Below are 26,350 nucleotides of genomic sequence, written 5' to 3'. Positions count from 1 at the left end.
AAAGTATAATGGTATAAAAACGTATTTGCAATATATAGCTTCGCCTATTATGCAAATAGTAGTAAAGGAGTGATTTCGTTGGTTCTCGGTCTTTTAGCTTCTAAACTTCATTACGAACAAACGTATTACACCGAAATCGCTAAACGCGCTCGGCTTTATCATAATGTCGTTGCCCAGTTTACGCCATTTTGTATTGATCCTAAAACAGACCTTATTTCTGGTCTTATTTACGATACAGATACAGGAAAATGGAAAGAGCAAACATTCCCTATTCCTTCTTATATATATGATCGTTATTCTTTTCACGAGGAAACAGACTTTGAAAAAGCAAAATCAATTATTCACTCTTTGCACAATCGTCCTTCCACTACCTTTTTAAATAACACACTTATCAATTTAAGTGAACTACATGATTTATTTCTCACTAATAAAAAACTGTCTCCTTATATACCAAAATTTGAAGTGGCAACGATACAAAACATTTTTAAACTGTTGTTAAAAACTAAAGATATTATTATACGCCCCACTAATACACATTCAAAGGATAACTTATATCGAATTGCTTACAAAAATAAAACGTTTCATATCGATACAGTAAATGAAAAATACCATACTTCTCTTCCATTAAAACGGACAGACGAATTTATATCTTGGTGTAAATCTAACATACGTTCATCCCGTTACATAGCGCACACTATGCTACAACCACCAAATCAATTAACATATCCACTCCACATTCGAACCATTTTGCAAAAAAACAAAGAACAAACTTGGACTGTTATCGGTCAATTTATACAAAAAAGCTCATTTCCTAATCAACTTTTACCCTCAGCAACGGACGATGATTCATTACATTCATTTTCAAAAATTAAATACGTACTATCTAGTACCGGTGTGCAACTATTGCAAGACGCTTTACACGACATTATAAATGAAGTATTCCAAACACTAGATCAGTCTTATTCTTCGTTATTTGAACTAGAACTTTCCACAATTATGGATCAAAAAGGCGCAATTTGGCTTATGTATGTCAACACGATTCCCCCTTACGAACAATACATTCGTCATAGTGATTCATTAGCTGAAAAGATATTTCACGGACCACTTAAATTCAGTCACTTTACACCATAATGAAAGGAGGTAAACCTATTTTGAAAGAACATATATATACATTAAACATTTCAGATGAACATCCAAATAGTATTACTTTACCTTACGTTTTTTCTATTACACCACCTATTACATCCCTCTCCTTCGGTATACGTCACATTGCAAGTGAAGAGGTGAAAATTCATTATTCCTTTACTCGCGAAATTATTATCGGAAAACATATTGCCGAAAAACTTTTACTACCTCAATCCACTACTATTCATGCATTCACACAAAACCAAACAATTATTTTCGGACCATTAATCGGCATTTTTACAACTGGCTTTAACGATGATTCTTCTAACCCTTTAGGAAATCGTTCAATTGCTCTCAGTGAGTTGTTAACACCACCATTCTCATTACGACCGTTCGTATTCGTCTTTGGCGTTCAACATATACACTGGGAAGAAGAAACGATTGAAGGATATTTCTTTCAAGAAAAACAATGGATAAAGAAAAAGGTCCCTTTACCAAATGTCATTTACGATCGATTACCGAATCGACAAGCTGAAAATTATAAACCAATCGTCAGAGCAAAAAGAAAGTTAGAACAAGACTACTCCATTCCATGGTTTAACCCAGGTTTTTTCAATAAATGGGAAGTTCATCAACTTCTTATGAAAGACGAATCAATTAGACCCTTATTACCAAACACAGAAGCATTTCAGCATTTTGAACAAGTAGAACGGTTTCTTGGCACGTATAAATCTGTGTACATGAAACCAATACACGGGAGCTTTGGTAGAAATATTCATCAAATATTTTATTCTCAAACAGAGAATTGCTACTACTGTCGTTATCGCGAAAATGAAGAAAATAAACTAAGAAAGTATCAATCATTAGAAACTCTTCTAAACCACGTATTAAAAGGACATGATTTAAAAAAGTTTATCGTACAGCAAGGTATTTCGTTACTTCGCTTTGATGGGCAACCTGTTGATTTCCGCATTCATACAAATAAAAATCATTTCGGTAATTGGATAGTTAGTGCAATCGTCGCCAAAATTGCCGGCAAAGGCAGTTTAACAACGCACGTAAATAGCGGCGGTGATACAAAATTGCTACAAGAACTTTTTCCAGATTCAACGAAACAAGTTCAAATTGAAAATAAATTAAAACATACCGCCTTACAAATAAGTTACGCGCTCGATGAACAAGTAACCGGAAATATTGGAGAAATCGGTTTTGATATCGGTTTAGACACGAAGGAAAATCCGTGGCTCTTTGAAGCCAACTCTAAACCTGGGCGAACTGTATTCCAAGATAAAAAATTAAAAGAGCAAAGTGAACTGACACGCCAGTTATTTTACGAATATGCCGTCTACTTAACTGAACATTCTTTACGTGATACAAAAGAAAAAATGTCTCAAATAAAATCAGGGGCTTCATCAAACACCGAACATATCCCTTCTCCTATGATTCACTCACAAATACAAAAACAAAAACTTCCACCTAGATAATAAGGTGGAAGTTTTCTATTTATACAAGTTTTACTACAACCTCAGTTTCCACGTTACATACCCCGCAATAAAAAATATGGTTGCAATATTCCTTTGAATTATTATGCGTTAAACCATCTACTGCACTTAATAATTCTTGATCCATATAGGCACTATAATCGTCTATGTAATCTACAGACTTCCCATAATCTTGGAGTATACTTTGGCAATTTTGACAAGAATATGTTTGTGATTCTAATGCGTTGCAAAGCGGGCAAATCCCCATCATGATTCCTCCATACGTTATCGTTTAAAGCCTCTCTTTTTTAGATTGAAGAGAGCACCTACCCATGCATAGGAGCGGTCAATCCATCCCTACTTAAAAATAGAACTATGAAGTTGCTACCGATTTCATTTCAATAAATCATAAATAAGAAGCTAATGATTAGCCTACAAGTAGCAGGCTACACTGAGAAAATTATATTTAATATCCTCCTTAGTTTGGCCTGTTTTCTTAAAAATACAACGATTACTCTTATTTCATAATTTACGAAATCAATACGTTTTTTTGACAAAATTTACAAATTATTATTTTGTATATCTTTCTAGGTAACATCCATACTATGAGTACAAACTTAATTACCGATGGATTAGCGCCAACCGGGGCGATAATCTGGTTCAACTCCAGCTAGTCCAACCAAAAAAAATTTTTATAACTCTAAGGAGGATATATTCCTATGGCAAACCAAAATTCTTCAAATCAATTAGTAGTACCAGGTGCAACAGCTGCAATCGATCAAATGAAGTACGAAATCGCTCAAGAATTTGGTGTACAATTAGGAGCAGATTCTACGGCTCGCGCTAACGGTTCAGTTGGTGGAGAAATTACAAAACGTCTAGTTGCAATGGCTGAGCAAAGCCTTGGCGGATTCCAAAAATAAATATATATGGCAAAAAGGTCTCAGGGCATATACCCTGAGACCTTTCTTAATTTACTGCAACATTTGTAAAAACTTTTTCGTGCGTTCTTCTTTTGGATTTGTAAATACATCTTCTGGTGTACCTTGTTCGACAACGACACCACCATCCATGAAAATAACACGGTTGGCAATTTGATGTGCAAAACGCATTTCGTGCGTTACAATAACCATCGTCATGCCTTCTTTAGCAAGTTCTTTCATGACTTTTAAAACCTCTTGAACGAGTTCAGGATCAAGCGCTGAAGTCGGCTCATCAAATAGTAACACTTCTGGCTCCATCGCAAGCGCACGCGCAATTCCAACGCGCTGTTGTTGTCCACCTGATAATTGGAATGGATATAAATCCACTTTATCTGCTAAACCAACTTTTTCAAGGAAATAGTTTGCTTTTTTCTTTGCTTCTTCTTTCCCTACTTTTTTCACTGTAATGAGCCCTTCCATTACATTCTGAAGTGCTGTTAAATGAGGGAATAAGTTATGGTGCTGGAAGACCATACCTGTTTGTGTACGAAGATTTACAATATCTTTCTTCGATACTTTTTGAGCGAAATTAAGCTCTTTATTACCAATGCTAATATTACCAGCATCCGGTGTTTCTAGTACGTTGAGACAACGCAAGAATGTCGTTTTACCAGATCCAGACGGCCCAATAATAACAACAACCTCGCCCTTCTCAACTGTTAAATCTATATGCTTTAGTACGGTATTATCTCCGAAACTTTTTTGTAAATGTTGAATTGAAATCATAAAAACAAAAACTCCTTTTGTAAAAGGATTATTTTAACGTATAGCGTTCTGAACGCTTTTCTAACATCTGTTGTACGATTGATAATAAGAAACAAATAACCCAATAAATAAGACCTGCTTCAAAATAAACAATTAAAAATTCGTAGTTCATCGCCGCAATTTCCTGCGCTTTTCGGAACATTTCTGTTACTAAAATTAACGATGCTAATGAAGTATCCTTCACTAAGCTAATAAATGTATTTGAAAGCGGCGGGATTGATACACGCGTCGCTTGTGGTAAAATAACACGTTTTAACGCTTGCGGGTATGTCATCCCAATTGTGTAAGCTGCTTCCCACTGCCCTTTCGGAATGGAAAGGATAGAAGCACGAATAATTTCCGATGCATATGCACCGACATTTAATGAAAATCCAACAACTGCTGCTGTATATGGCTCAACTTCAATATTAAGAGTTGGAAGTCCATAGAAAATAATAAATAATTGTACAAGAAGTGGCGTTCCGCGAATGATAGATACATAGATACGAGCAATCCATTGTAAAATACGACTACCAGAAATACGTGCGAGCGCTGTTAACGTTGCCAGTATAATCCCGATAATAAATGTAATAAGCGTTAATGGAATTGTTGTAAAAACAGCTTCCTTCAGCATAGGCATGAAGGAAGTCTGCATAATATCTATCCAAGTAGACAATCGATCTGAAACCAATGCACTACTTAGATACATTTTCACCGAACCATTTTTTCGTTATTTTGTCATACGTACCGTCTTTTTTCATATCTTCTAACGCTTTATCTACTTCTTGTACAAGCTTATCGCTACCTTTACGGAATAAGAATCCACTTTGTGAAGCTTCTTTTTCTGTATCTACAATTTTAATTTTTGCATCTTTTTTCGTTTCTAAATAATTTAATACTGATAACTTATCATTAATTGTAAAATCAACGCGTCCTGAAGCTAATAATTCTGCCGCTTGGCTAAATCCTTCTACACCTTCGATTTCTGCACCGTTTTTCTTAGCGATATCTGCATAGTTACTCGTTAAAGATTGTGCTCCTTTTAACCCTTTTACATCAGCAAATGTAGCAGGCTTATCTTTATCTTTTGCGATAACTAATGCCGCTGAAGATGAAATGTATGGTTTAGAGAAATCGTATTTCTTTTGACGATCTTCACGAATACCAACTTCGTTTGCAACCATATCGAAACGTTTTGCATCAAGGCCAGCAAGTAAGCTATCCCATTGTGTTTCTTTAAATACAGGTTTTACACCTAAACGTTTTGCAACTTCTTCTGATAGTTCAACATCGAATCCAGTTAATTTATTGCTTGAATCGTGGAACGTAAATGGTGGGTATGTACCTTCTGTACCAATTACAAGTTCACCGCTTTGTTTAATCTTTTGTAAGGCGTCTTGACTAGCTGTATCTTTTTTCTCTTCTTTACCGCAGCCGGCTACAATCCCGATCGCTAATGTAGTTACTGCAAGCACTGAAAATAATTTCTTCATGATAGTAATCCTCCAAGTATTCTGATAGGAATTTAAAAACTATATTGATTGTATGCAATCTTGAACAATTTTTCAATGAAAATGTTCTTATTTAGTTTATCCTTTTTCTTCATAATCAAACAAAAGGGAAAAATACCCCTACATACAAAAAATAAGTAACATTTTTAAATATAGCATTTATAAAGAAAAAGGTAAAACAATACTTCTTATTTAACTGCCCTGATTCACTAAAAAAGAACTTGCAAAAATCGCAAGTTCTCCTCCATACCTATGAAGCGCTCTGGTTTCCTTCCATTTGCGTTTTATACATATCATAATAACGCCCGCGCTTTTTCATTAGTTCATCATGGGAACCTTTTTCCAAAATTGTTCCTCTATCGAGTACAATAATTTGATCTGCGCTTTTAATTGTTGAAAGACGGTGCGCAATAATAAATGTCGTTCTTCCTTTTTTCACAACTTCTAGTGCTTGTTGAATCATCGCCTCTGTTTCTGTATCAATACTAGATGTTGCTTCATCTAAAATTAAGATAGCTGGATCAAAAGCGAGTGCTCTAGCAAACGAAATAAGCTGACGTTCTCCAGTGGAAAGCGTACTTCCCTTTTCTGTAATTTCTTCATTTATATTGTTTGCAAATCTTTCAGCACCAACATCATGCAATGCTTTTATGATACGCTCTTTTGAAATTTTTTCGTTTTCTAAGCTTACATTGGAAGCGACCGTCCCGCTAAATAAAAACGGATCTTGCAGTACGATTCCCATATGCTCACGAGTTGCTTGTTTCGGCATTTCTCTTACATCGTGACCGTCAATCGTAAGCTTTCCTTTTTCAAACTCATAAAATTGAAAGAGTACATTCATGATAGAACTTTTTCCTGATCCAGTATGACCAACAAGTGCCACTGTCTCGCCTTGTTTCGCTTCAAAAGAAATATTTTTTAACACTTCATCTTTTCCATTATAAGAAAATGATACATTATCAAATTTTACATTTCCTTTTAAACGAGGCATGCGTTCTTCTTCTACCGCTTCCCCTTTTTCCTCTAACAATTCAAAGACACGTTCTGATGCAACGCGCGCTTGCTCTAAGTTTGCAAGCTGGTTCACCATATTCGTAATTGGCGAGAATAATCGTGTTAAATAATCGACGAACGCATACAGTACCCCAAGTGAAATAATACCTGTAGCACTTAATGACGCACCGCCGAAATACCAAATTACTCCTGTGAAAGCGATATTTCTTAATACGGCTACTAAGTTATGCGAAGTTGCTGCATTTAAATTTAAAATTTTATTTTGATACTTAAAATAATCGCCATTTAATTCTTCAAACTCTTTTTTCGTTTCACGCTCTTGACGAAACGCTTGAATAATCGGCATCCCTTGAATGGATTCATTCACTGTTCCGTTAATATCAGATAAACGGGAACGCATTTTATGGTTGTATACAGACGCATATTTTCTATAAAGAATCGCCCAAACAATTAAAATTGGGATAATTAATAAACATAATGAAGCGAGCTTCACATCTAATAAAAATAACGCAGCGAATATCCCAATAATATAGATGATACTAGAAACGAATGTTGCCAGCACCGTTACATATAAATCACGAATGGCCTCTGTATCATTCGTCACACGCGAAACAATTTTCCCCGCCGGTAAATGATCAAAGTACCGAATTGGCAACGTTTGAATATGAGAAAAAACATCTTCCCTCATAATTTGAATAATTTTGTTCGCTGCCTTCTGCAAGAAGAACTGCTTTCCGTATGCAAATAATGACACGACTACTAATAAAGCGAAATAGCCACCACCAAGTAATAATAGACGGTTTATTTCTGGCTTATAAAATGCAAATACTTCTTCCTTTGTTAATGCTTGCGCTTTATAAACTTGCACCGCTTTACCATTTTGAACGGTAATCATATCCCCTTTTACAGTACGTGACCCTTCCTCATTTACTTTATTCGGTACAAAATAATATTGAAAACCGACTTGCATCACACGTACTTCTTTACCTTTTGTCTCGCCTTGTTCAAAGCGATCACTTCGCTTATAAAAAGCGCCATTATATGAAACAGCTTCTTCACTCTTTTCTGTTTCATACCAAGGTTTCTCTATCCCGACGATATGATCATCAATCATCGTTTTAGCAACGAAAGGACCAGCAAGCTCTGCGATGACGAAAATAAATAACATTAACATCGCAGCAAAAATCGTCCCTTTCACTTTCATCGCATATTGAAATAATCTTTTTGAAACGCTCATATTTTCACCCCACTATCCGCACTTTCACTTTCGCCTTGTTGTCTTTCAAACTGCTCAGCATACCAGCCTCCGCTTTGGATAAGCTGAGCATGCGTACCTTCTTCCATTACTTCACCTTCGTCCATAACGAGAATCCAATCCGCATGTTGCACTGCAGATAAACGATGCGTCGTAATAATCGTCGTCTTTCCGCTTCTTTCCGTTCTAATATTTTCAATGATCGCTGCTTCCGTACGAGCATCTACAGCTGATAAAGAATCATCCAAAATTAAAATTTCTGGATTTTGAATAACAGCTCTTGCAATCGAGATCCTTTGTTTTTGCCCTCCGGATAAAGAAACACCTTTCTCTCCAACGAGCGTTTCTAATCCTTCTGGTAAAAACTCTAAATCCTTTTTAAACGCAGCAATTTCAATTGCTTTCTCTAGTTCTTCTTCAGTCGCTTCCCTATTTCCGAATAAAATATTTTCTCGCGCTGTTTTTGAGAACAAAATATGCTCCTGCGGTACATAGCCAATCCACCCGAGTACATTTTCATTCTTTATTTTATCTAATGTCACATCAGAAACTGCAATATCTCCATCTCCAAGCGGATATTGGCGAAGAAGCTGACGTACAAGCGTCGTTTTCCCACTTCCTGTTTTTCCGACAACCCCTAGCGTTTCTCCTTGCTTTAATGTGAAAGAAACCTTCTTTAAATTTTCTCCAGTTGATGAAGGGTATGAGAAAGACACATCATCAAACTGAATATAATCCGGCTCTTGTACAAGCTTTGGATGTTTCGGATCCTTTACATCCGGTTCATACGCTAACGTTTCATTCACACGGTCAAGCGAAGCATTTCCTCTTTGCATAACATTAATTAGTTCACCAATTGCAAACATCGGCCAAATCATCATTCCTAAATAAACGTTAAAAGAAACGAGTTCACCAAGCGTCACCTTTGACTGGAACACAAGGTATGCACCGTACACTAAGCCGATTAAATAACTAAGACCGACAAGCATTTTCACAGTTGGTTGGAATAATGCATCAATTCTCGCTACCTTCATATTTTTTTCGTAGACGTCATCTCCTAAATGATGAAATCTTTCCTCGTCTGCATTCTCTTGTACGTATGCACGAATAACGCGCACACCAGCGATTGATTCAAGCACTTTATCGTTCATATCACCAAACGCATCTTGCGCAACGGTAAATCTTTCATGCAATTTCTTTCCATATATATTCATCGCATACGCCATAATTGGAAGCGGGATAAGCGCTGCAAATGTAAGCTCCCAACTAATTGTAAATCCCATCATAAAAACGATCGTAAGCATGTATAAACTAGAATCTACAAGCGTTAATATACCAAAACCAGCTGTCATAGCGATTGCTTTTAAATCATTCGTTGCCCTCGCCATTAAGTCGCCAGTACGATTTTTTTGATAAAAAGTCGGCGTCATCTTAAGTAAATGACCCATAAATTTAGAGCGCATCGTTTTCTCAAGTACAAATGCACCGCCAAACAATTGATGTTGCCATACGAAAGTGAGGCCATATCCAACGATCGTAACCCCTATTAAAATAAGAATAGATTGCATAATAGCTTCGTTTGATAACGTTCCTGTTTTTATGTTATCTATCGTAGCCCCTAACACTTTCGGGGGAATCACTTCAACTATATTCACAATTAAAAGAGCTCCAATGGCAATACTATATCTCTTCCAGTGCTCTTTAAAAAACCACTTTAACTTTAGTAATACTGATAACAATGTAACCTCTCCCTTCTCGTTCTCGTTTACTTCTCATTTCTTTATCCACTATCCAAACCCATTACATTTACATTTCGTAACCCATACAATCTCATCACATTTTTCCACCTTCCAAAGTTTTATATAGGAATATGGAAAATAAACAAAAAAAAGCATACCGCCGCTTGACGATATGCACAGGAATGCATAAAAAGCGTACGTTACGATATACGCAACGTACGCTTTTTATAAGACAAAGATGCCCTATATATCCGCACGGGTTGCGTAATGATATAAATGTTTTCTGCCATTTAACAGAGCTAAGCTCATTACATTTACGATTACAATCATTACGCACACCCCCTTCATTTATTTTCCATTTATAATCTTACAACTTTATTGAGTATTCTGTCAATTATTTTTTTACACATAAAGTAAAATGCACGAAAATGCAAATGGTTCATGACATAATAAACCAGTTTGAAATAAAAGAATGTTCTGTAAGAAAGGGCATACAAAATAAAAAAAGAATAAGAAATCGTTTTCACAAACATTTCATTTGAAAAATGTTATCAAACCCCCTACAATCACCTTATACTCACTCTTACAAGTTGCTATTTTAGGAGGACTAATCATGACAACTAGCAATACGTACAAATTTTATTTAGACGGAGAATGGAGAGAAAGCTCTTCAGGAGAAACAATCGAAATTCCATCTCCATACTTACACGAAGTAATTGGACAAGTACAAGCAATTACTCGCGGAGAAGTAGATGAAGCAATTGCATCTGCAAAAGAAGCTCAAAAATCATGGGCTGAAGCTTCCCTACAAGATCGCGCAAAATACTTATATAAATGGGCTGATGAGCTCGTAAATATGCAGGATGAAATTGCCGATATCATTATGAAAGAAGTCGGTAAAGGCTATAAAGATGCGAAGAAAGAAGTTGTTCGTACAGCTGACTTCATTCGTTACACGATCGAAGAAGCTTTACATATGCACGGAGAAAGCATGATGGGCGATAGCTTCCCTGGCGGAACGAAATCGAAACTTGCGATTATCCAACGCGCACCACTTGGTGTTGTATTAGCAATCGCACCATTTAACTACCCAGTAAACTTATCTGCTGCAAAACTTGCACCAGCATTAATTATGGGTAACGCTGTTATTTTCAAACCAGCAACTCAAGGTGCAATTAGTGGTATTAAAATGGTTGAAGCACTTCATAAAGCTGGCCTTCCAAAAGGTCTTGTAAACGTAGCTACAGGACGCGGTTCTGTAATTGGTGACTACTTAGTAGAACACGAAGGCATCAATATGGTATCGTTCACAGGTGGTACAAACACAGGTAAACATTTAGCGAAAAAAGCTTCAATGATTCCACTTGTATTAGAACTTGGTGGTAAAGATCCTGGTATCGTTCGTGAAGATGCTGACTTACAAGATGCTGCAAACCATATCGTAAGCGGTGCATTCTCTTACTCTGGTCAACGTTGTACAGCTATTAAACGTGTACTTGTACACGAAAACGTAGCGGACGAGCTTGTTAGCTTATTAAAAGCACAAGTAGCTGAACTATCAGTTGGATCTCCAGAACAAGATAGCACAATCGTTCCATTAATCGACGACAAGTCTGCTGACTTCGTTCAAGGTTTAGTTGACGACGCTGTAGAAAAAGGTGCTACAATCGTTATCGGTAACAAACGTGAGCGTAACTTAATTTACCCAACATTAATCGATCACGTAACAGAAGAGATGAAAGTTGCTTGGGAAGAGCCATTCGGCCCAATCCTTCCAATCATCCGTGTTTCTTCAGACGAGCAAGCAATTGAAATTGCTAACAAATCAGAGTTCGGTCTGCAAGCAAGTGTCTTCACAAAAGACATTAACAAAGCATTTGCAATTGCTAACAAAATCGAAACTGGTTCTGTTCAAATTAACGGACGTACAGAGCGCGGCCCTGACCACTTCCCATTCATCGGTGTAAAAGGTTCAGGTATGGGCGCACAAGGTATTCGTAAGAGCCTTGAGTCTATGACACGTGAAAAAGTAACTGTATTAAACTTAGTTTAATCTTATAAAAAGAAGCTGATCTATAAATAGATCAGCTTCTTTTCTATATAAATACTTCCAAAAACGGAGTATTTCGTTCTACTTCTGATTTGGTTTTCCAAATCGAACTAAAACATGCCATAATAATTTTAATTCCTGAAGCACTTCTTCATAAGTTCCACGATTACTCCAAGATAATGGATTGCGTTTCAAATCCACTACAGCAGAACCAATTATATTTGCATCGATACAATGATTCCGTGCAATACGTCTTGCTAAAGATGGCATTTTTGAACCTCTAAAATCCATCGGAACTTCGTCTACCGCAAGTACAAAACCGATGTGCCAATACAAATCAATAGCATACTTCAGGCAAATTTCTTCTAAAACTCTTCCTACATCCGTACCCTTAAATGAAGGATCTGCAACAAGCACCTCTACGTCTTCTTTAAGAGAAATCTCTCCATGAATCTGCGCTTCAATATAATGATTAAGATTACGGGCTGGCTCTTTGCTTACTAAATCTATAAACGGCCTTTTCAGATTAGCCAATAAATGATTAATTATTATTGTTGGAGTCAAATTTCCTTCACCAATTGCAAAATCTCTTACGAATGCCTCTTCCAAAAGAGCAGCTAAAATCATATCAAACTCCTCATAAGTCCCCTTTTCTTTCGGATCTTGATGTGAATCTAAATATGTATATGTAGAGCGCGAAGAAACTTTTGGAGATAAGAGAAAATAACAGGATCCAAAACGCGGAGCCGGCCCATCTGGATGTAACATCAAATTTAGCGCTCCGTATTTTGGACGTTGATCATTCGTTACGCCTTCTAATTGATATGCCCCTCCAAATATTCTCTTTTCCCAAAGGTCACGTTCACCACCAGGGTAAGCAGATACGCTTCCATTAGATAGCAACGTTTCAAATTGACTTTTATATACTCCTTGTTCAAACAATGCTTCAGCAACACTTTTCATACTCGAATCTAGTCTGTCTGGATGAAAGTGTAAAGCGATCCTTGCATGAGATTTTAAATTAGCGACAGCTTCTTCAAATATTTCATCTGTAATATTACACATGTTAAGTATATGATTAATCGTTGCTTTAGCCCCACGTTTTTCGTTCTCTGCATATTTTGAAATATACTCTAAAGCAAATAATTGAGATCTTGATAATTCCATAATCCAATCTCCCCTTTAATTGAAATGACCTTAATCCTTTCAATTAAAAGTGCATTTTTTCCTTCTTATGCAACTAACCTAATTTATTGAACAAAAAGTACTTTAATACAGTCTAATTACAGATACGAGCATTCTTTACGGGTAAATCCACACATTCTACAGAAATGTGATACCCTAGCCATCGCTCAGCAATATGTTCAAATGATAAAACAGATCCCGTTGTAAAAAAGCGATGCTTCGGATTCAGATTGTCAGACAAAATTCCTTTGTGCTGTAAAATCGTACTTAACTCTATCGCTGTTTCTTCTGCAGAACTAATAATCGTTACATCTTCTCTTAACTTACTTTTAATCACAAACTCTTCTCTATAATCTGATTATTACTATATCCATTGACGTATAAAAATACATTTGTTACTCTTAAAGACGTTAATTTAATATTTAAATCCTCATTCGTATCTCGGTGAGGTAGAGGTTGCAATCATTAAGAGTATCATTTCAGGAGATGTAGTGGCATTGATGAAGGAATGAGAAAGGAATGGTTGCCGAAGTAAGTCGTGTCCACCATGCACGCTTGCTGGGTCTGCATTTAATAAGTGCAGAACTGTCACAAACGTTTCGTTTGTGGAGAGCTATCGAGAGGTATGTCGTGGGTTTCTTATAAGATAGAAAGCATGTAGCGGCAGATTACGTGCTTTTTTTGTTTTGTTTGGGACTTCTCTTCTCTACTAAGAAGACATACATATCTCCTCGCTTGACTTGGTTATACTAACTTTGGAGGTATTTTCTATGCAACAAAAAAAATGGGGCTTTTGGGTACTAACAGCTTTCGTTGTCGGTAACATGGTTGGCGCTGGTATTTTCATGGTGCCAAGTACGTTGGCACAAACAGCAAGCCCACTCGGTGTCACTTTAGCTTGGTTAACTACAGGGTTTGGTGTTTTAATGCTAGCTCTTGTTTTCGGTAATTTAGCAATTCGTCGTCCTGATTTAACGACAGGACCACAAAGTCATGCATATGCTTTATTCTCAACACCAAAAAAGAAAAAAATGGCTGGCTTCAGTATGGTATGGGGATATTGGGTTGCAAACTGGGCAAGTAACGTTGCCATCATTACATCATTTGCGGGATATTTATCACTCTTCTTCCCAATTATGAAAGATACGCGACTACTATTTTCAATCGGTTCTTTTAACATAGAAGTCGGAAAACTAATTACATTTACGATTTGTTCCATCTTACTTTGGGGAACTCATATTATATTAACAAATGGTGTAAGCGGAGCTGGAAAACTAAACTTCTTAGCAACAACAACGAAAGTAACTGGATTCCTTTTATTCATCGTCGTTACGTTATTTGCATTCGAAGCTTCTAAATTTGGACAATGGTACACACCGATGATTGATAAATCAGGTGCATCACACGGTCTTCTTTCACAAGTAAATTTAGCTGCTCTTACAACGCTTTGGGCGTTTATCGGAATTGAATCAGCCGTTCTTTTATCAAACCGTGCTGTTTCTCCAAAAACGGTAAAACGTGCAACAGTTGCGGGATTACTTATTACAGTTGCAATTTACTTAGGAATTACAATTTTAACAATGGGTGTACTTCACGTTGATAAATTACAAGCTTCTGAACGTCCATTAGCAGATGCATTAAACGCTGCAATGGGTCATGGCGGCGGGAAACTGATGGCATTACTTGCTCTTACTTCCCTGTTCGGTTCTATCTTAGGCTGGATTTTATTAAGCTCAGAAGTACCTTATCAAGCAGCAAAAGAAGGTTTCTTCCCTTCCTTCTTCACGAAAACAAATAAAAAAGGAAGTCCAATTTACTCATTACGATTAACAAACATTATGTCGCAAGTATTCCTATTCTCAACATTATCAGGAACCATTGCGGAAGCTTATACATTCGTTATTACCGTATCGACACTGGCCTACCTCATTCCATATCTCGTTTCACCAATCTTCCAGTTAAAACTAGTCGCAACTGGTGAAACATATAAAAATGAAATGCGGGCAAGAATTACAGATGGCATAGTCGCAGTTATCGCACTTTGCTACGCACTATGGGTTATTAAAACCGGTGCATCCGATATAAAAACGTTCCTTCTCGGAATTGGTTTATTCGTAATTGGATTTGCTTTCTATCCATTAATGAATCGTGATCAGAAAAAAAATAACGAAAAGAAAAACGGGCAAGTTGCATAACGCAATTTGCTCGTTTTTTCTTTTGTAAAACATATATAATAGAACAAAGAGGTGAGAAACATGTCAATCGAATCGCTATGGAGCAGTCGCTTCCAACAACATATTCAAAATATCATTACATACTTTGCACGTATGATTAACGGTTTACTATATAGCTTTATCTTTATTTCATGCGTTGGTGCATATTATTATGCTCAGTTTCTAAAAGCATCTCCTTCTAAAGGAATATCTTTAATAATTATAACGATTGTACTTACATTCATTATAACGAGATGCCCTATCCGTACATTTATTCAAAAACCTGATGCTGTCTATTTACTAGCACTAGAAGAGAAATTAACATCTTATTTCAAAAAATCTCTTCTATACAATTACATCATTCAGCTTTTCCCATTGTTATTTACGTTCCTTATTCTCGTTCCACTTGCTATGCAATCATTGCAATTAACTGTACCTTTTTTGTGTACAATCTTTATCGTATTAATGATTACGAAAGCTTGGAACATGTACATACATTGGATGTGGCGTGATAGTCACGACAAAAACATATGGCTGATCATCCGTATTACTTGTAATGCCTTAATCATTTACATGCTGTTTTATTCCGCAAATGTTCTCATATTAGGCGGATTACTCTTACTACTTGCTTTCCTACTTCTATATACGAAAAAACAGCCTACAAAACGAATACCGTGGGATTACATAATCGAGCAAGAAAAAAAAATGAACGTTCGTTTTTATCAATTCGCTAGCATCTTCACTGATGTTCCGCAACTGAACAAACAAGTAAATAAAAGAAAATGGCTTACAAATTGGATTGAACCTTTATTACATAAAAAAAGAGCAACTTTCTTCTATTTACATACATTAGCATTTTTACGCGGGAATGATTATTTCGGTATATATATTCGCTTAGGATTGATCGGTGCTTTCGCCTTATATTTCATACCAAATATATACGTAAAAGGCGCTATCGCTTACATCGTTCTATATATGATTTCTATGCAGCTCCGTTCACTGTGGAAATATTTTTCGGGAAATATTATTGTAGCATTATATCCAATCCATACTGAAGAAAGGATGAAGCAATTTCTTAGCTTAATCTTTATATTGCTAAGCATTCAACTCATTTTATTTTCGAGTGTTATACTCATTGCTACAGGTCAATTTTTACATAGCCTTATCATTATGTCTGGCGGGTTACTCTGGATTAAATTTATTATTGTACCAAAAACGAAGCAACGCGTTTCTTCGTTTTAACGAAAAGAAATATCTTAAAATCCAAGGAGCAAATAAATTATCTCCTTGGATTTTTTATTTTGCTTCCTCAAACAAGAATCACTGAAACAACCGATATTTTATGATTTTTACATACAAAAACGATAATACATGTTTACGTCCTAATAAAAAGGGTATTTATTAAATTAACAGGGCAAAGAAAGTGGAGGGAATGAAAAAATATGAATTCAAGTTTCACTTTATAAAAGGCATTGCTCAAGGATGATTCTGGAACCGACAATATAATGTAAGGAGCTGAATGCAATGAGTAAAAAAATTGCTATTTTAATAACGGATTATTTCGAGGACACAGAATACACAGAGCCGGTAGCAGCTTTTAATCAAAAGGAATATGAATTAACAACCATTGAAATGGAAAAAAGGAAAACAGTACACGGTAAGCAAGGAAAAAGTGAAGTCGTAATTGATAAAAGTATTGATGATGTTTCTCCAGAGAACTTTGATGCCCTCTTCATACCAGGTGGATTTTCCCCTGATATACTCCGTGCAGATGAGCGTTTTGTATGCTTTAGTAAAGCATTTATGGATGCGGACAAACCCGTTTTCGCTATTTGTCACGGACCTCAGCTACTCATCACTGCACAAACACTTGAAGGACGTGATGTAACTGGATATAAATCTATTGAAGTCGATTTAAAAAACGCTGGCGGAAACTTTCACGACAAACAAGTAGTCGTATGCCAAAATCAGTTAGTCACAAGTAGACAACCAGAAGATATACCGGCGTTTATTGAAGAATCGTTGCGTATATTAGGATAAATACTTTGGTTAACTAACCTCCTTTTATTTACATGAAAATAATTAATCAGTGGGGTTTTATTCATCCCCACTGATTATTAGCCCTCACCAACTGGTCGTTTACAGGCAATCCGACCACCACAAATAGCAGGATAAATAAAAAGAGGGGAACCCAAAAGTTCAGTTTTAATAATCTTTTGGATTCCTCTCTTTTCTCGCCCCAAAATTCCTTATCACTTTTCATAGGCATTTTTCATATAGTGAAAATGACTATATAATTCCTATCCATAAGTTAAATAATGATTTCGCACATATAAATAAAAAAGATGGGAGCCTAACTATGAACAATAATCCACCTTCTCCGCCCCAAGACAACTCCGAAAACAATAGCCGTGACATTACACTGCAAACATTACGGGTCATTGGACTCATCGTCCTTATTAGTGGTTATATCCTCGTTGCTCTCTCAGAAGTAGGTGAGCTGAAAACCTTATTAACAAATCCGAATGCTAACCCTGATTTAGCTGAAGTTGACCCGTTCTAAAAATTATATAAAAAGCGAGTCCCAGTATAACTGGTTCGCTTTTATATAGTTTCATCCAATTTGAGAAACATTTCTCTCATCCTCATACTTCTCTTTCCCTATTGCCTTCATAAATAATAAAATACTGCTCATACCAACGATAAAGTACAGAGCACTCATGCCCCAAGATGCAATAAATGAACCTAGCATAACACCTAATGCTCCGTTCATTTTTGCCACTTGAAAGACCATTCCGTTAATCGCCATATAAGAACCTCTTGCCTCATTTGGCACCATATCTGCCATAATAGATTGACGTACTGGCACATACATCATCTCACCTACTGTTTGGAAAAGCCCTGCAATTAATAAAATCCATAAACTATTGCTCGTTCCGAGTATTGTAAATCCAATTGTATAAATGAATAAACCTACATATAAGATTTTCAAATCGTTGAAGCTTTTCAGCATTTTTATAAGAAGTGCTGAACATAACACAACTAAAATTGTATTCTCCGCTGAAATCCAGCTCAGCATTCGAATACCCGTTAAATCAAACGTAAAACCATTACTGAAGAAAAATTGTACTGTTTCAAATTCCTTCTGCAAACGTACCCCTAAATAATTATTAATTTGAAACTCTAACGATAATGTACATATACTCGCTGCACAAAAAATTAAAAACGCTCTATCTTTCATTACGACTTTATAACTATCCGCCATATCTTTTAATATATTTTTCTTCTCCACCGTTTTTCTCGCTACATACACTTCTTCCATATATACAGCCATTACATATAAAGTAATAATTGCAACAAGAGTTAATACGATAAACAATTGCAATCTATAGTTTTCAAATAGTAATCCACCAAATATTGCTCCAATTGCAATAGATAAATTAATCGCCCAGTAGTTAATGCTGTACATCACTTTTCGATTTTCAGGTGTACTCACATCAATTAACATCGCCTCTGTCGCAGGATTCATAAGTCCAGAGCCTAAACTATTCACTAACATAAACACAAATGTTAGCCATGGTGAGTCAACGTAATCCGAATTCGCAACTCCCATACAAGCAATGGAAATGACTTGTATACTTTGACCGATAATCATAACCTTTTTACGCCCAAGCCGATCCCCAACATATCCACCGTATAAACCAATTACTAATGAAGCTATGACATTAATAAGTAGTAACGCACCAGCAATTGCACTACCTAATTTTATTGAAAAATAAATCGCCATAAATGGAAAAATCATCGTGGACACAGTACGTGTTAAAAACGAAGTTATAATTCTAATCTTTATATTTCGATGCATACTCCAAAATCCCATTGTTTCCCCCTCCTTATGCTTACTTATTTTACTTTGAAAAAAAGGAAGAAAAAGGTTAGAATATTCTAAAGAGTTTCCCCTTTTATGATAGAAGGAAGTGTATATATGAAAATTATGGACTATTACATTAGGCTAAGACTACATGCACAGGATCAACAGCATATACGAAATAGCTTACAAGAATTAGCGGATGTTTTATATTGCAGTACGAAAAACGTAAAGATTTTATTAAAGAAAATGAGCGAGGAGCAATTAATTAGCTGGACTCCAGGGCGAGGACGCGGAAATAAAACAGAAATTCTATTTATACATAATTTCGTAGAAGCGATTGAATGCTATACAGATGAACTGTTAGCGCAAGAAAAATTAAAAGATATCTTTCTTCTTTTAAAAGAACCCCTACCCCTTGCACTTCAAAAAAAGATAGAAAATAAACTACATCATCATTTTGGATACGAACCTTCAAATGATATGTACGACATATTAAAAATTCCTATATCGAGAAAGATAGTCCCATTAGATCCGGCTTTTGTGGCTGTAACTACAGAGAGCCATCTTACGAGTCAAATTTTTGATACGTTAGTCGTTTATAACGATGTTACGGAAAAAATGGAACCACACATTGCGCATACGTGGGAATTAAGTGAAGACGGGCTGACGTGGACTTTTTATTTACGAAAGGATGTATATTTTCATAACGAAACAGTTTTAACTTCTAAAGATGTACGATTTTCATTTGAAAGACTAAAAGAAGTTCACTCTCCTTTTGAATGGTTAACAGAAGAAATTGTTCAAATTGAAACACCATCACCACTGCAAATTCGATTTCATTTAGCAAAACCAAATTTATTTTTCTTACACTATGTAAGTTCCATACAACTAGCAATTTTGCCACATGATGCTAGTATTGAAAATCATCATTATATAGGTACTGGACCTTTCAAACTTGCTCATTACTCTGAAGACAATATCGTACTCGAAGCGTTCACTCATTATTTTAAAGAGCGCGCGTTATTAGATCGTATTGAATTTTGGGGTATTCCTGATCATGTACAAATCGATGCTGATTATGAACTACCAAATGAAGAAGAAAATGAAAGGCATGATATACAAATAGAAGAAATAGGTTGTATTTATGCTGGCTTCAACTTTACAAAACCTGGTCCTCATCACGACATTTACTTTCGAAAGGCTTGGAGAGAACTATATGATGTTGAAACGATACTTCGTAGCATAGAGGGAAGACGAACAATTGCTGCATCAAGCTTTTTCCCTGAAAGAAGTAGCCAAGCTTCTAAAAGATCTTACTCTTTAGAAAAAGCAAAAGTTTACTTAAACAAGAGCACCTATAACGGAGAAACGATACATATTTATTTCTTCGCATTTAAAGACAGTGCAAATGACGCACATTTCCTAAAAGAACGATGTGAAAGTTTAGGTATACAAGTGGAGCTTCACCCATTTCTCGTTTCAGATTATATGAATCGCTCTATCGATCAACATGCCGATATTATTTTCATGGGAGAAGTGTTTGCTTCCAATCATGAACTTGCATTCTTAAATGTATTTAAAAATAAAAGTTGCTTCGTAAATCGGTTCATGGACCCACACTACGAAAAACAAATTAACTGTTTGCTAGATACATTTTTACTAGAAGAAAATAAAGAAAAGCGTTATGAACTCATGTATGAGATTGAAGAGTTTTTACAAGCAGAACACATCATTTTATTTAACTATCACGTTTTAAAAAGAAAAACATACCCTTCTTCTTTAAAAAACGTAACAATTGATTCATTTGGTTGGGCAAATTTTGCGAAGTTATGGATACAACCATCCACGTATTAACATGCAAGTTTTTATAAAAGGAGAAAAACCATGAAACGCACCCTAGAAAAAAGACTTTCTTATCTATACACAGGTGAGTTATTTTCAGTCATTACTTTTATTTTCACAAGTTACTTACTTAATTATGCTTATCCTACGTTACATTTATATTCCCTATATTCTTTTTGGGTCTCATTTCTTCTTTTAGAGTTTATCTTATTACAAGGAGTAATTTACTGGTACGTAAAGTGGAAACGACTAAAAAAAGAGAAAACATCTGTTACGCCCATTAGGATGATTCAATATTTAAAAATACTTAAAAAGATAAATATAGCATTCATTATTACGGGATTTATTACGTTTACTATTGATTTTATAATTTGGTATCCTCACTTACCTTTAGGTGGGCTATCATTCACTCTATTTATTTATATTTTTGCATTACTTGAGTACATTAACTATTATCATACTCAGCTTTCATACGATAACATCTCTGATATAAAACATTTAATCAAATCAAAAAAACTAAAACAGTCCTGTATAAGTAAAGATTTTCAACGTATTTCATAAACGAGAAGGTACTACATCCTTAGTAGTACCTTCTTCACATACAAATATAAACTATTATTTAATTACTTCATCTAAGTGATCTTTCAAGTTCAATAAATATTGCTCAATATCTGGATTCTTCACCACATCATAACAAGCAAAACTCTTTAACGGACTCATACCGAGAAACTTTTGCACGCGGTGTAAATGACTAAGTGTTGATTCTAAACTTTCTCCTTCAAAGAACTTCGTCTTATCTCCAAATGCTTTTTCAGGTGCATTCCAAGTTGTAGAGAACATATACTCTTTCTCTTTTAATAAACCACCTGTTCCGTATTCATCTGCACCTTTAAAGAACAAACCGTATTCATACACTTCATCCATATACGTTTTAAATAAGCCTGGAACACTAAACCAGTAAATTGGTGTTTGATAAATAACAACATCGGCCCATAAAAATTTATCCTGTTCTTCTTTAATATTGTAACCATCTTGAATCGTTGTTGTTTTCACATAATGATTCTCGCCTAATAGAGTAACCATATAATCTACTAACGTTTTATTTAATCGTCCTTCCTTTGTACCGTATTTTTCATGTCCATTTATAATAAATATATTTTTCATTACTTTTCTCTCCCCTATATAATCTACTCTTCAGCTATTAAGCCGAGTTGCTGCTGTAGTGTAAGATTATCTTCTAAATGCCAATCTTCCGTTATCTTTCCGTCTTTCACATGTAAAATATCAATTGCAAAAAAATTAATTTTCTTACCATTATGCGTTCCTGTAAAAGAAAGACGGGCTGTTACTTTATCACCAACAACTAATAAGTCTTCAATCTCGCAATGTATATCAGGCACAACTTTACGAAAATTTTGCGCTGCAAACTTTAATCCTTCAATGCCTTGTGGTCGCCCTTTCGGCAATGTATTATCGAAGAAATCTTTAGTAACAGTCTGCGGAATAAGTTCCTCCTTACCTGTATCCCAAAATGCATAAAAACGCTGCGCCGCATGAACCATTTCTGTCGCTTCTTTTTTACTTAGTGAGGGATCAATTGTCATTGCTTTTGGCTTTGGCATTTCTTTTAATAACTGGACTTCAGTTTTTTGTTCCACACCACATGCTACAAGCACAATACAAATAACAAACAAACTAAGGAATCCAAATAACTTTTTTATCCCCATGGAAATCACCACCTCCTCATATAAATCCTTTATGTTTCGTATTGCTATTGTATATGCACTAACTTCATTTATGGAAGTAGTGATATTTTTTTCATATAGTTACCAAAAGTATAGTTTTGTGATACTATAAAGCAAATTCATCCAAAAAAATTTTATGGAGGCTAGTTCCATGAACAATATAGATCCAGTTGAATTAACGAAAGGTTTACCTGGCATACCTTGTCCTATCGCTAAAACGCTTGATGTAATTAGTACAAAATGGACGTTTTTAATCATTCGTGATCTTCTTATCGAAGGAACATTACGCTTTAGTGATTTACAAAAATCAATGAATGGTATTAGTCCAAAAACATTATCGCTTCGACTAAAAGAATTAGAATCGCAAGGCATTATAACGAGAAAAGTATATCCAGAAGTTCCGCCTCGTGTAGAGTACACATTAACGGATAAAGGAAAGCAATTAGAGGGGATTTTTATTGAATTAAAACGGTTTGGATTAAGTTTATAAAACAAAAACCCCTTACCGTCGTAAGGGGTTTTATTACTTAGCAAAACTTTCAGCCAACTGTTTCTCTCTCCACATAAATGTAATAGCGAGACCAACTATTAAAACAACTCCTGAAAATGCATATGGATAATGAATATTCATATCAAATAATATTCCGCCCATCGCTGGTCCTGCGATATTTCCTAAACTCGTATAAGTCGAGTTCATTCCAGCAACGAATCCTTGCTCTTTTCCAGCTGCTTTTGATAAAAACGTCGTTAAAGCTGGACGAAGTAAATCAAATGCTAAGAAAATGAAGCAAGTAACGAGAAGTACAATCCAATAATTAAAGACTACAGTTGAGACGAATGCTAATACTGCCCCTACAATTAAACATATTTGGATTAATACTTTCTCACCGAACATGTCTACCAATTTGCCAAACATAAATACTTGCACAACTACCCCAAAGATTGAACTAATTGTAATAATTGCTGCAATATCTTTCGGCGAGAAGCCAAATTTATGATCAGAGAACAAGCTAAACACTGTTTCATACGCTGATAATCCGAATGCGAGTACAAATACGATAATAAATGCAATTGCATACATTGGATGTAATGATTTCTTTAAATCACCAATAAAACTTGATTCCTTCGTATTAGAAGAAATCTCTGCAAGTTCTTCTTTCGTTAACGGTTCTTTTAAAATAAAGATCGAAATCACACATGCTATAAAGGCAATTGCTGCTGCAACGAAAAACGGCACACGTATACCGTATTCTGCAATAAATCCGCCGATTCCAGGCCCTATAATGAATCCAGTACTAATAGCTGCAGATAAGTATCCCATCGCCTTTGGACGTTCCTGAATAGATGTAATATCCGCAACATATGCCGTAACACCAGGCATAATAAACGCAGCACTAATTCCGCCTAACACCCTTGCTACATAAAGCATCCATACATCTTTTCCCAATCCAAAAAGAAGCTCTGAAACACCAAAAATAAATAATCCAATGATTATCATTTTCTTCCTACCGTAAAGATCAACCCATCGGCCTGTAATAGGTGAAGTAATGAGCTGTGCCATTGCAAATACTGCAACGAGATATCCCATCGTCTTCCCTGTTAAACCCATATCATTCATAAAGGACGGCATAACCGGAATGATTAATCCAATCCCTAGAAAAGCGATAAATATATTACTCAAAAGAATGACCAATACCATCTTTTGCTCTTTTATCGGTTTCTTCACTTTTTAACACCTCTTCCCGTAAGTTCCTCTCAAAAAATAATGCCCAAGAAGCTTTTTCTTTATCCTGCTCTTTGCGGGCTAGTAATGAGTGAAGATGCCTCCACTCATTAGAATTTCACTCTATCCTTCCACACATACATAAGCATTAGGTGAATGACTATCATTCAGTTTTCCTCAAAAATGAACCTACCTTTTCAGACAGGTTCATCTTACTACTTCTTTATATGTAGTGCATGTGTTAAAAAATCTAGTACTTCTGCCTTTTGTAGCTCGACTTGCTCATCATCTTTATGATCATATAAATAAACTTGTTCCGCTGCTGATTCAACAAGAGCGATAAATAACTTCGCTGTTCGTTCTGCGTGAACCGAATCACGAATTTCACCAGCTTCTTTCGCCTCACTTAAAAATTCGCTTAACCACATATAAAGAGGCTCATACACAGCTTCCCACTCTTTTATATGTTCTGTAGATGCAAGACCCGCATACATTAAAGCTTGTATTTCACGGTATTCCTCTATAAAGTGAAACACTGCATCGATTACTTGTGCCACTTTATTTGAAAAAAGTACATCTTTTTGTACTTTCTCTTTCACTGCAAGTATCATCTTTTCAACCATCACTTCTGCTATTGCAGGCATAACAGATAGCTTAGAAGGAAAATATAAATAGAAAGTTCCTTGCGCAATGCCAGCTAATTTCACGATATCAGAAATCTTCGTTTTTTCGACGCCCTTTTCCTGAAACACTTCAATAGCTGCATAGACAATTTTCTCTTTTTTATTCATCATCTAAACCCTTTCACACGCATATTGAATGACTGTCACTCATTTTATAAGATAATTGATTGTACTGTCAATGATAGTGAACTCTAAGAGGAAATCATTTTTTTATAATAAAATCTCCTAATAAACAATTAGGAGATAGAAATACAATATATCTTTAAGAAAGTGCCTTTAATCCTGTCACTCCACATACAATAAGAAACACACTAATAATACGCGCTTTACTTTTCGACTCCCCAAACAAGAACATGTTTAATAAAACGGCACCTGCTGTTCCAATACCGATCCAAACCGCATACGCGACACTGACTTGTAAAAATAAGAAAGATGTATACAAGAATGCGAAGGATGTAGCAAACCCGCCTATATAAATCGCACCATTGGCTAATGTCTTATCTTTACTATACATTTTAAGTCCTATCACACCGACTATTTCACTAATTGCAGCACAAAATACGAAAAACCAACCCATCTTTAAACAGCTCCTTCCACAGTTTCTTCTTTATTATCAGCAAGCTTTAAACCGATAACGCCAGCTACAACCATCACGATAAAGAATAACTTCCCTACACTGAAACTTCCGCCGAAAAGAAATACATCCATCAAGAAAGTACCTACCGTACCAGCTCCGGCGAAAACAGCATATACAGTCCCGGTTGCAAGATGTTCACACGCTTTAGAAAGGAAGTGAAAATCAACAGCGATAACTCCTAAAATAATAATCCAATGCCACCAAGTATTAGCCGTATTAAAACCAAACACCCAAAAAATTTCAAAGATACATGTTAATATGACATATAACCAAGCTCTATTTTTCATACCTCTCACCTCTTATGACTGACTATCAGTCATTTTTGTTTTAAAAAAATATACTCTTTCATCAATACTATATAAAAACAACTATCATCCTCATTTACCATTGTATTTGTTCCATTTTTAAACTAACTACATCCTGTCACATAAAAAATGACTGAATGTCATTCATATATATTGTACATGAACATTTTAAAAACTGTCAATGCCGAAAGTTTATTTAAAATTTCTTTCATCCGATTTGTATATTTCTCAATAATCTGTCAAT

Annotated in this window: 25 protein-coding genes, 1 pseudogene and 1 riboswitch; of the genes and pseudogenes, 11 read left to right on the top strand and 15 right to left on the bottom strand. The window is 35.6% G+C overall.

Features of this window, described 5'->3' with window-relative positions:
- The first annotated feature begins 78 nt into the window (after window positions 1-78).
- On the top strand, window positions 79-1,131 hold the full coding sequence (locus MRP26_RS09065) for a YheC/YheD family endospore coat-associated protein (RefSeq protein WP_242806113.1): 1,053 nt from the start codon (window positions 79-81) through the stop codon (window positions 1,129-1,131).
- 20 nt (window positions 1,132-1,151) lie between these two features.
- Entirely contained in the window at window positions 1,152-2,609 is a 1,458-nt protein-coding gene (locus tag MRP26_RS09060) for a YheC/YheD family endospore coat-associated protein (RefSeq protein ID WP_078401212.1), read from the top strand.
- Between the two features lie 19 nt (window positions 2,610-2,628).
- Here MRP26_RS09060 and MRP26_RS09055 read toward each other — a convergent pair whose 3' ends face one another.
- Entirely contained in the window at window positions 2,629-2,874 is a 246-nt protein-coding gene (locus MRP26_RS09055; RefSeq protein ID WP_197241308.1) for a hypothetical protein, read from the bottom strand.
- 451 nt (window positions 2,875-3,325) lie between these two features.
- On the opposite strand from MRP26_RS09055, the gene sasP reads away from it, so the two are divergent.
- Window positions 3,326-3,529: a small acid-soluble spore protein, SasP family gene (gene sasP / locus MRP26_RS09050; protein ID WP_000013339.1), complete on the top strand. Its 204-nt coding sequence runs from the start codon at window positions 3,326-3,328 to the stop codon at window positions 3,527-3,529.
- 51 nt (window positions 3,530-3,580) lie between these two features.
- On the opposite strand, the gene MRP26_RS09045 is transcribed toward sasP, so the two are convergent.
- The 5 genes from MRP26_RS09045 to MRP26_RS09025 form a co-directional block, all read right to left on the bottom strand.
- The gene (locus MRP26_RS09045) at window positions 3,581-4,315 is read right to left on the bottom strand and encodes an amino acid ABC transporter ATP-binding protein (RefSeq protein ID WP_000623598.1); all 735 of its coding nucleotides are present in this window, start codon (window positions 4,313-4,315) and stop codon (window positions 3,581-3,583) included.
- A 28-nt stretch (window positions 4,316-4,343) separates the two neighbouring features.
- Window positions 4,344-5,042 (bottom strand): amino acid ABC transporter permease, encoded by a 699-nt coding sequence (locus tag MRP26_RS09040; protein ID WP_000281499.1) that lies wholly within the window; start codon window positions 5,040-5,042, stop codon window positions 4,344-4,346.
- Complete coding sequence (locus MRP26_RS09035; protein WP_016082716.1) at window positions 5,029-5,826, bottom strand: amino acid ABC transporter substrate-binding protein; 798 nt, start codon at window positions 5,824-5,826, stop codon at window positions 5,029-5,031. The genes MRP26_RS09040 and MRP26_RS09035 overlap by 14 nt, the downstream gene beginning before the upstream one ends.
- 268 nt (window positions 5,827-6,094) lie before the next feature.
- Window positions 6,095-8,098, bottom strand: a complete 2,004-nt coding sequence (locus MRP26_RS09030; RefSeq protein ID WP_197241312.1) for an ABC transporter ATP-binding protein — start codon at window positions 8,096-8,098, stop codon at window positions 6,095-6,097.
- The gene (locus MRP26_RS09025) at window positions 8,095-9,855 is read right to left on the bottom strand and encodes an ABC transporter ATP-binding protein (RefSeq protein ID WP_197241315.1); all 1,761 of its coding nucleotides are present in this window, start codon (window positions 9,853-9,855) and stop codon (window positions 8,095-8,097) included. Before MRP26_RS09025 ends, MRP26_RS09030 begins: the two co-directional genes overlap by 4 nt.
- Window positions 9,856-10,468: 613 nt before the next feature.
- On the opposite strand from MRP26_RS09025, the gene gapN reads away from it, so the two are divergent.
- On the top strand, window positions 10,469-11,908 hold the full coding sequence (gene gapN / locus MRP26_RS09020) for an NADP-dependent glyceraldehyde-3-phosphate dehydrogenase (protein ID WP_000213615.1): 1,440 nt from the start codon (window positions 10,469-10,471) through the stop codon (window positions 11,906-11,908).
- A gap of 78 nt (window positions 11,909-11,986) precedes the next feature.
- On the opposite strand, the gene MRP26_RS09015 is transcribed toward gapN, so the two are convergent.
- Both MRP26_RS09015 and MRP26_RS09010 read right to left on the bottom strand, forming a co-directional pair.
- On the bottom strand, window positions 11,987-13,072 hold the full coding sequence (locus MRP26_RS09015) for a DUF3626 domain-containing protein (RefSeq protein ID WP_197241317.1): 1,086 nt from the start codon (window positions 13,070-13,072) through the stop codon (window positions 11,987-11,989).
- 112 nt (window positions 13,073-13,184) lie between these two features.
- Window positions 13,185-13,433: pseudogene (locus MRP26_RS09010) on the bottom strand (glutamate racemase); the annotation flags it as partial.
- 99 nt (window positions 13,434-13,532) lie between these two features.
- Window positions 13,533-13,714, top strand: a riboswitch (Lysine riboswitch).
- Window positions 13,715-13,860: 146 nt separating this feature from the next.
- Between MRP26_RS09010 and MRP26_RS09005 the strand changes: the two are divergent.
- The 4 genes from MRP26_RS09005 to MRP26_RS08990 all read left to right on the top strand — a co-directional run bounded on the left by MRP26_RS09005 (window position 13,861) and on the right by MRP26_RS08990 (window position 17,866).
- Window positions 13,861-15,285, top strand: coding sequence for an amino acid permease (locus tag MRP26_RS09005; RefSeq protein ID WP_023521252.1), 1,425 nt, complete (start codon window positions 13,861-13,863; stop codon window positions 15,283-15,285).
- A 60-nt stretch (window positions 15,286-15,345) separates the two neighbouring features.
- On the top strand, window positions 15,346-16,545 hold the full coding sequence (locus MRP26_RS09000) for an ABC transporter permease (RefSeq protein WP_197241319.1): 1,200 nt from the start codon (window positions 15,346-15,348) through the stop codon (window positions 16,543-16,545).
- Between the two features lie 282 nt (window positions 16,546-16,827).
- Window positions 16,828-17,343 (top strand): type 1 glutamine amidotransferase domain-containing protein, encoded by a 516-nt coding sequence (locus MRP26_RS08995; RefSeq protein WP_197241320.1) that lies wholly within the window; start codon window positions 16,828-16,830, stop codon window positions 17,341-17,343.
- 319 nt (window positions 17,344-17,662) lie between these two features.
- Window positions 17,663-17,866, top strand: a complete 204-nt coding sequence (locus MRP26_RS08990; protein WP_001063856.1) for a hypothetical protein — start codon at window positions 17,663-17,665, stop codon at window positions 17,864-17,866.
- 51 nt (window positions 17,867-17,917) lie between these two features.
- Here the strand turns inward: MRP26_RS08990 and MRP26_RS08985 are convergent, their stop codons facing one another.
- Entirely contained in the window at window positions 17,918-19,180 is a 1,263-nt protein-coding gene (locus MRP26_RS08985) for an MDR family MFS transporter (RefSeq protein WP_069355057.1), read from the bottom strand.
- Between the two features lie 84 nt (window positions 19,181-19,264).
- Between MRP26_RS08985 and MRP26_RS08980 the strand changes: the two genes are divergently transcribed.
- Both MRP26_RS08980 and MRP26_RS08975 read left to right on the top strand, forming a co-directional pair.
- The gene (locus MRP26_RS08980; RefSeq protein ID WP_242806112.1) at window positions 19,265-21,025 is read left to right on the top strand and encodes an SgrR family transcriptional regulator; all 1,761 of its coding nucleotides are present in this window, start codon (window positions 19,265-19,267) and stop codon (window positions 21,023-21,025) included.
- Window positions 21,026-21,055: 30 nt separating this feature from the next.
- Window positions 21,056-21,574 (top strand): hypothetical protein, encoded by a 519-nt coding sequence (locus MRP26_RS08975; protein WP_000831576.1) that lies wholly within the window; start codon window positions 21,056-21,058, stop codon window positions 21,572-21,574.
- A gap of 54 nt (window positions 21,575-21,628) precedes the next feature.
- Here the strand turns inward: MRP26_RS08975 and MRP26_RS08970 are convergent, their stop codons facing one another.
- Together MRP26_RS08970 and MRP26_RS08965 are read right to left on the bottom strand one after the other, a co-directional pair.
- Window positions 21,629-22,177, bottom strand: coding sequence for an NAD(P)H-dependent oxidoreductase (locus MRP26_RS08970; protein ID WP_053565164.1), 549 nt, complete (start codon window positions 22,175-22,177; stop codon window positions 21,629-21,631).
- 23 nt (window positions 22,178-22,200) lie between these two features.
- Window positions 22,201-22,740 (bottom strand): ester cyclase, encoded by a 540-nt coding sequence (locus MRP26_RS08965; protein ID WP_000511560.1) that lies wholly within the window; start codon window positions 22,738-22,740, stop codon window positions 22,201-22,203.
- A gap of 169 nt (window positions 22,741-22,909) precedes the next feature.
- Between MRP26_RS08965 and MRP26_RS08960 the strand changes: the two genes are divergently transcribed.
- Window positions 22,910-23,248 carry a winged helix-turn-helix transcriptional regulator gene (locus tag MRP26_RS08960; protein WP_001059472.1) on the top strand — a complete coding sequence of 113 codons (339 nt, stop codon included), beginning with the start codon at window positions 22,910-22,912 and terminating at the stop codon, window positions 23,246-23,248.
- Window positions 23,249-23,281: 33 nt separating this feature from the next.
- On the opposite strand, the gene MRP26_RS08955 is transcribed toward MRP26_RS08960, so the two are convergent.
- From MRP26_RS08955 to MRP26_RS08940, 4 genes are all read right to left on the bottom strand, one after another.
- A complete protein-coding gene (locus MRP26_RS08955; protein WP_048655892.1) occupies window positions 23,282-24,484 on the bottom strand; it encodes an MFS transporter in 1,203 nt (400 codons plus the stop codon).
- 212 nt (window positions 24,485-24,696) lie between these two features.
- Window positions 24,697-25,275 (bottom strand): TetR/AcrR family transcriptional regulator, encoded by a 579-nt coding sequence (locus MRP26_RS08950; RefSeq protein WP_242806111.1) that lies wholly within the window; start codon window positions 25,273-25,275, stop codon window positions 24,697-24,699.
- A gap of 151 nt (window positions 25,276-25,426) precedes the next feature.
- Window positions 25,427-25,741, bottom strand: coding sequence for a DMT family transporter (locus MRP26_RS08945; RefSeq protein WP_000539671.1), 315 nt, complete (start codon window positions 25,739-25,741; stop codon window positions 25,427-25,429).
- 2 nt (window positions 25,742-25,743) lie between these two features.
- The gene (locus MRP26_RS08940) at window positions 25,744-26,088 is read right to left on the bottom strand and encodes a DMT family transporter (RefSeq protein WP_197241323.1); all 345 of its coding nucleotides are present in this window, start codon (window positions 26,086-26,088) and stop codon (window positions 25,744-25,746) included.
- Window positions 26,089-26,350: the final 262 nt, after the last annotated feature.

This window comes from Bacillus sp. CCB-MMP212, assembly GCF_022748145.1.
GTDB classification, from domain to species: domain Bacteria; phylum Bacillota; class Bacilli; order Bacillales; family Bacillaceae_G; genus Bacillus_A; species Bacillus_A cereus.
The sequence above is the reverse complement of the archived record's forward strand: the minus strand, read 5'-3'. Positions and strand labels throughout refer to the sequence as shown.

What these genes read in the sequence shown, in the direction of transcription:
- MRP26_RS09055 (WP_197241308.1), bottom strand. Translation starts at nt 2,874, where the DNA reads ATGGGGATTTGCCCGCTTTGCAACGCATTAGAATCACAAACATATTCT.
- sasP (WP_000013339.1), top strand. Translation starts at nt 3,326, where the DNA reads ATGGCAAACCAAAATTCTTCAAATCAATTAGTAGTACCAGGTGCAACA.
- MRP26_RS09045 (WP_000623598.1), bottom strand. Translation starts at nt 4,315, where the DNA reads ATGATTTCAATTCAACATTTACAAAAAAGTTTCGGAGATAATACCGTA.
- MRP26_RS09040 (WP_000281499.1), bottom strand. Translation starts at nt 5,042, where the DNA reads ATGTATCTAAGTAGTGCATTGGTTTCAGATCGATTGTCTACTTGGATA.
- MRP26_RS09035 (WP_016082716.1), bottom strand. Translation starts at nt 5,826, where the DNA reads ATGAAGAAATTATTTTCAGTGCTTGCAGTAACTACATTAGCGATCGGG.
- MRP26_RS09030 (WP_197241312.1), bottom strand. Translation starts at nt 8,098, where the DNA reads ATGAGCGTTTCAAAAAGATTATTTCAATATGCGATGAAAGTGAAAGGG.
- gapN (WP_000213615.1), top strand. Translation starts at nt 10,469, where the DNA reads ATGACAACTAGCAATACGTACAAATTTTATTTAGACGGAGAATGGAGA.
- MRP26_RS09015 (WP_197241317.1), bottom strand. Translation starts at nt 13,072, where the DNA reads ATGGAATTATCAAGATCTCAATTATTTGCTTTAGAGTATATTTCAAAA.
- MRP26_RS09005 (WP_023521252.1), top strand. Translation starts at nt 13,861, where the DNA reads ATGCAACAAAAAAAATGGGGCTTTTGGGTACTAACAGCTTTCGTTGTC.
- MRP26_RS09000 (WP_197241319.1), top strand. Translation starts at nt 15,346, where the DNA reads ATGTCAATCGAATCGCTATGGAGCAGTCGCTTCCAACAACATATTCAA.
- MRP26_RS08995 (WP_197241320.1), top strand. Translation starts at nt 16,828, where the DNA reads ATGAGTAAAAAAATTGCTATTTTAATAACGGATTATTTCGAGGACACA.
- MRP26_RS08990 (WP_001063856.1), top strand. Translation starts at nt 17,663, where the DNA reads ATGAACAATAATCCACCTTCTCCGCCCCAAGACAACTCCGAAAACAAT.
- MRP26_RS08985 (WP_069355057.1), bottom strand. Translation starts at nt 19,180, where the DNA reads ATGGGATTTTGGAGTATGCATCGAAATATAAAGATTAGAATTATAACT.
- MRP26_RS08980 (WP_242806112.1), top strand. Translation starts at nt 19,265, where the DNA reads ATGATAGAAGGAAGTGTATATATGAAAATTATGGACTATTACATTAGG.
- MRP26_RS08975 (WP_000831576.1), top strand. Translation starts at nt 21,056, where the DNA reads ATGAAACGCACCCTAGAAAAAAGACTTTCTTATCTATACACAGGTGAG.
- MRP26_RS08970 (WP_053565164.1), bottom strand. Translation starts at nt 22,177, where the DNA reads ATGAAAAATATATTTATTATAAATGGACATGAAAAATACGGTACAAAG.
- MRP26_RS08965 (WP_000511560.1), bottom strand. Translation starts at nt 22,740, where the DNA reads ATGGGGATAAAAAAGTTATTTGGATTCCTTAGTTTGTTTGTTATTTGT.
- MRP26_RS08960 (WP_001059472.1), top strand. Translation starts at nt 22,910, where the DNA reads ATGAACAATATAGATCCAGTTGAATTAACGAAAGGTTTACCTGGCATA.
- MRP26_RS08950 (WP_242806111.1), bottom strand. Translation starts at nt 25,275, where the DNA reads ATGATGAATAAAAAAGAGAAAATTGTCTATGCAGCTATTGAAGTGTTT.
- MRP26_RS08945 (WP_000539671.1), bottom strand. Translation starts at nt 25,741, where the DNA reads ATGGGTTGGTTTTTCGTATTTTGTGCTGCAATTAGTGAAATAGTCGGT.
- MRP26_RS08940 (WP_197241323.1), bottom strand. Translation starts at nt 26,088, where the DNA reads ATGAAAAATAGAGCTTGGTTATATGTCATATTAACATGTATCTTTGAA.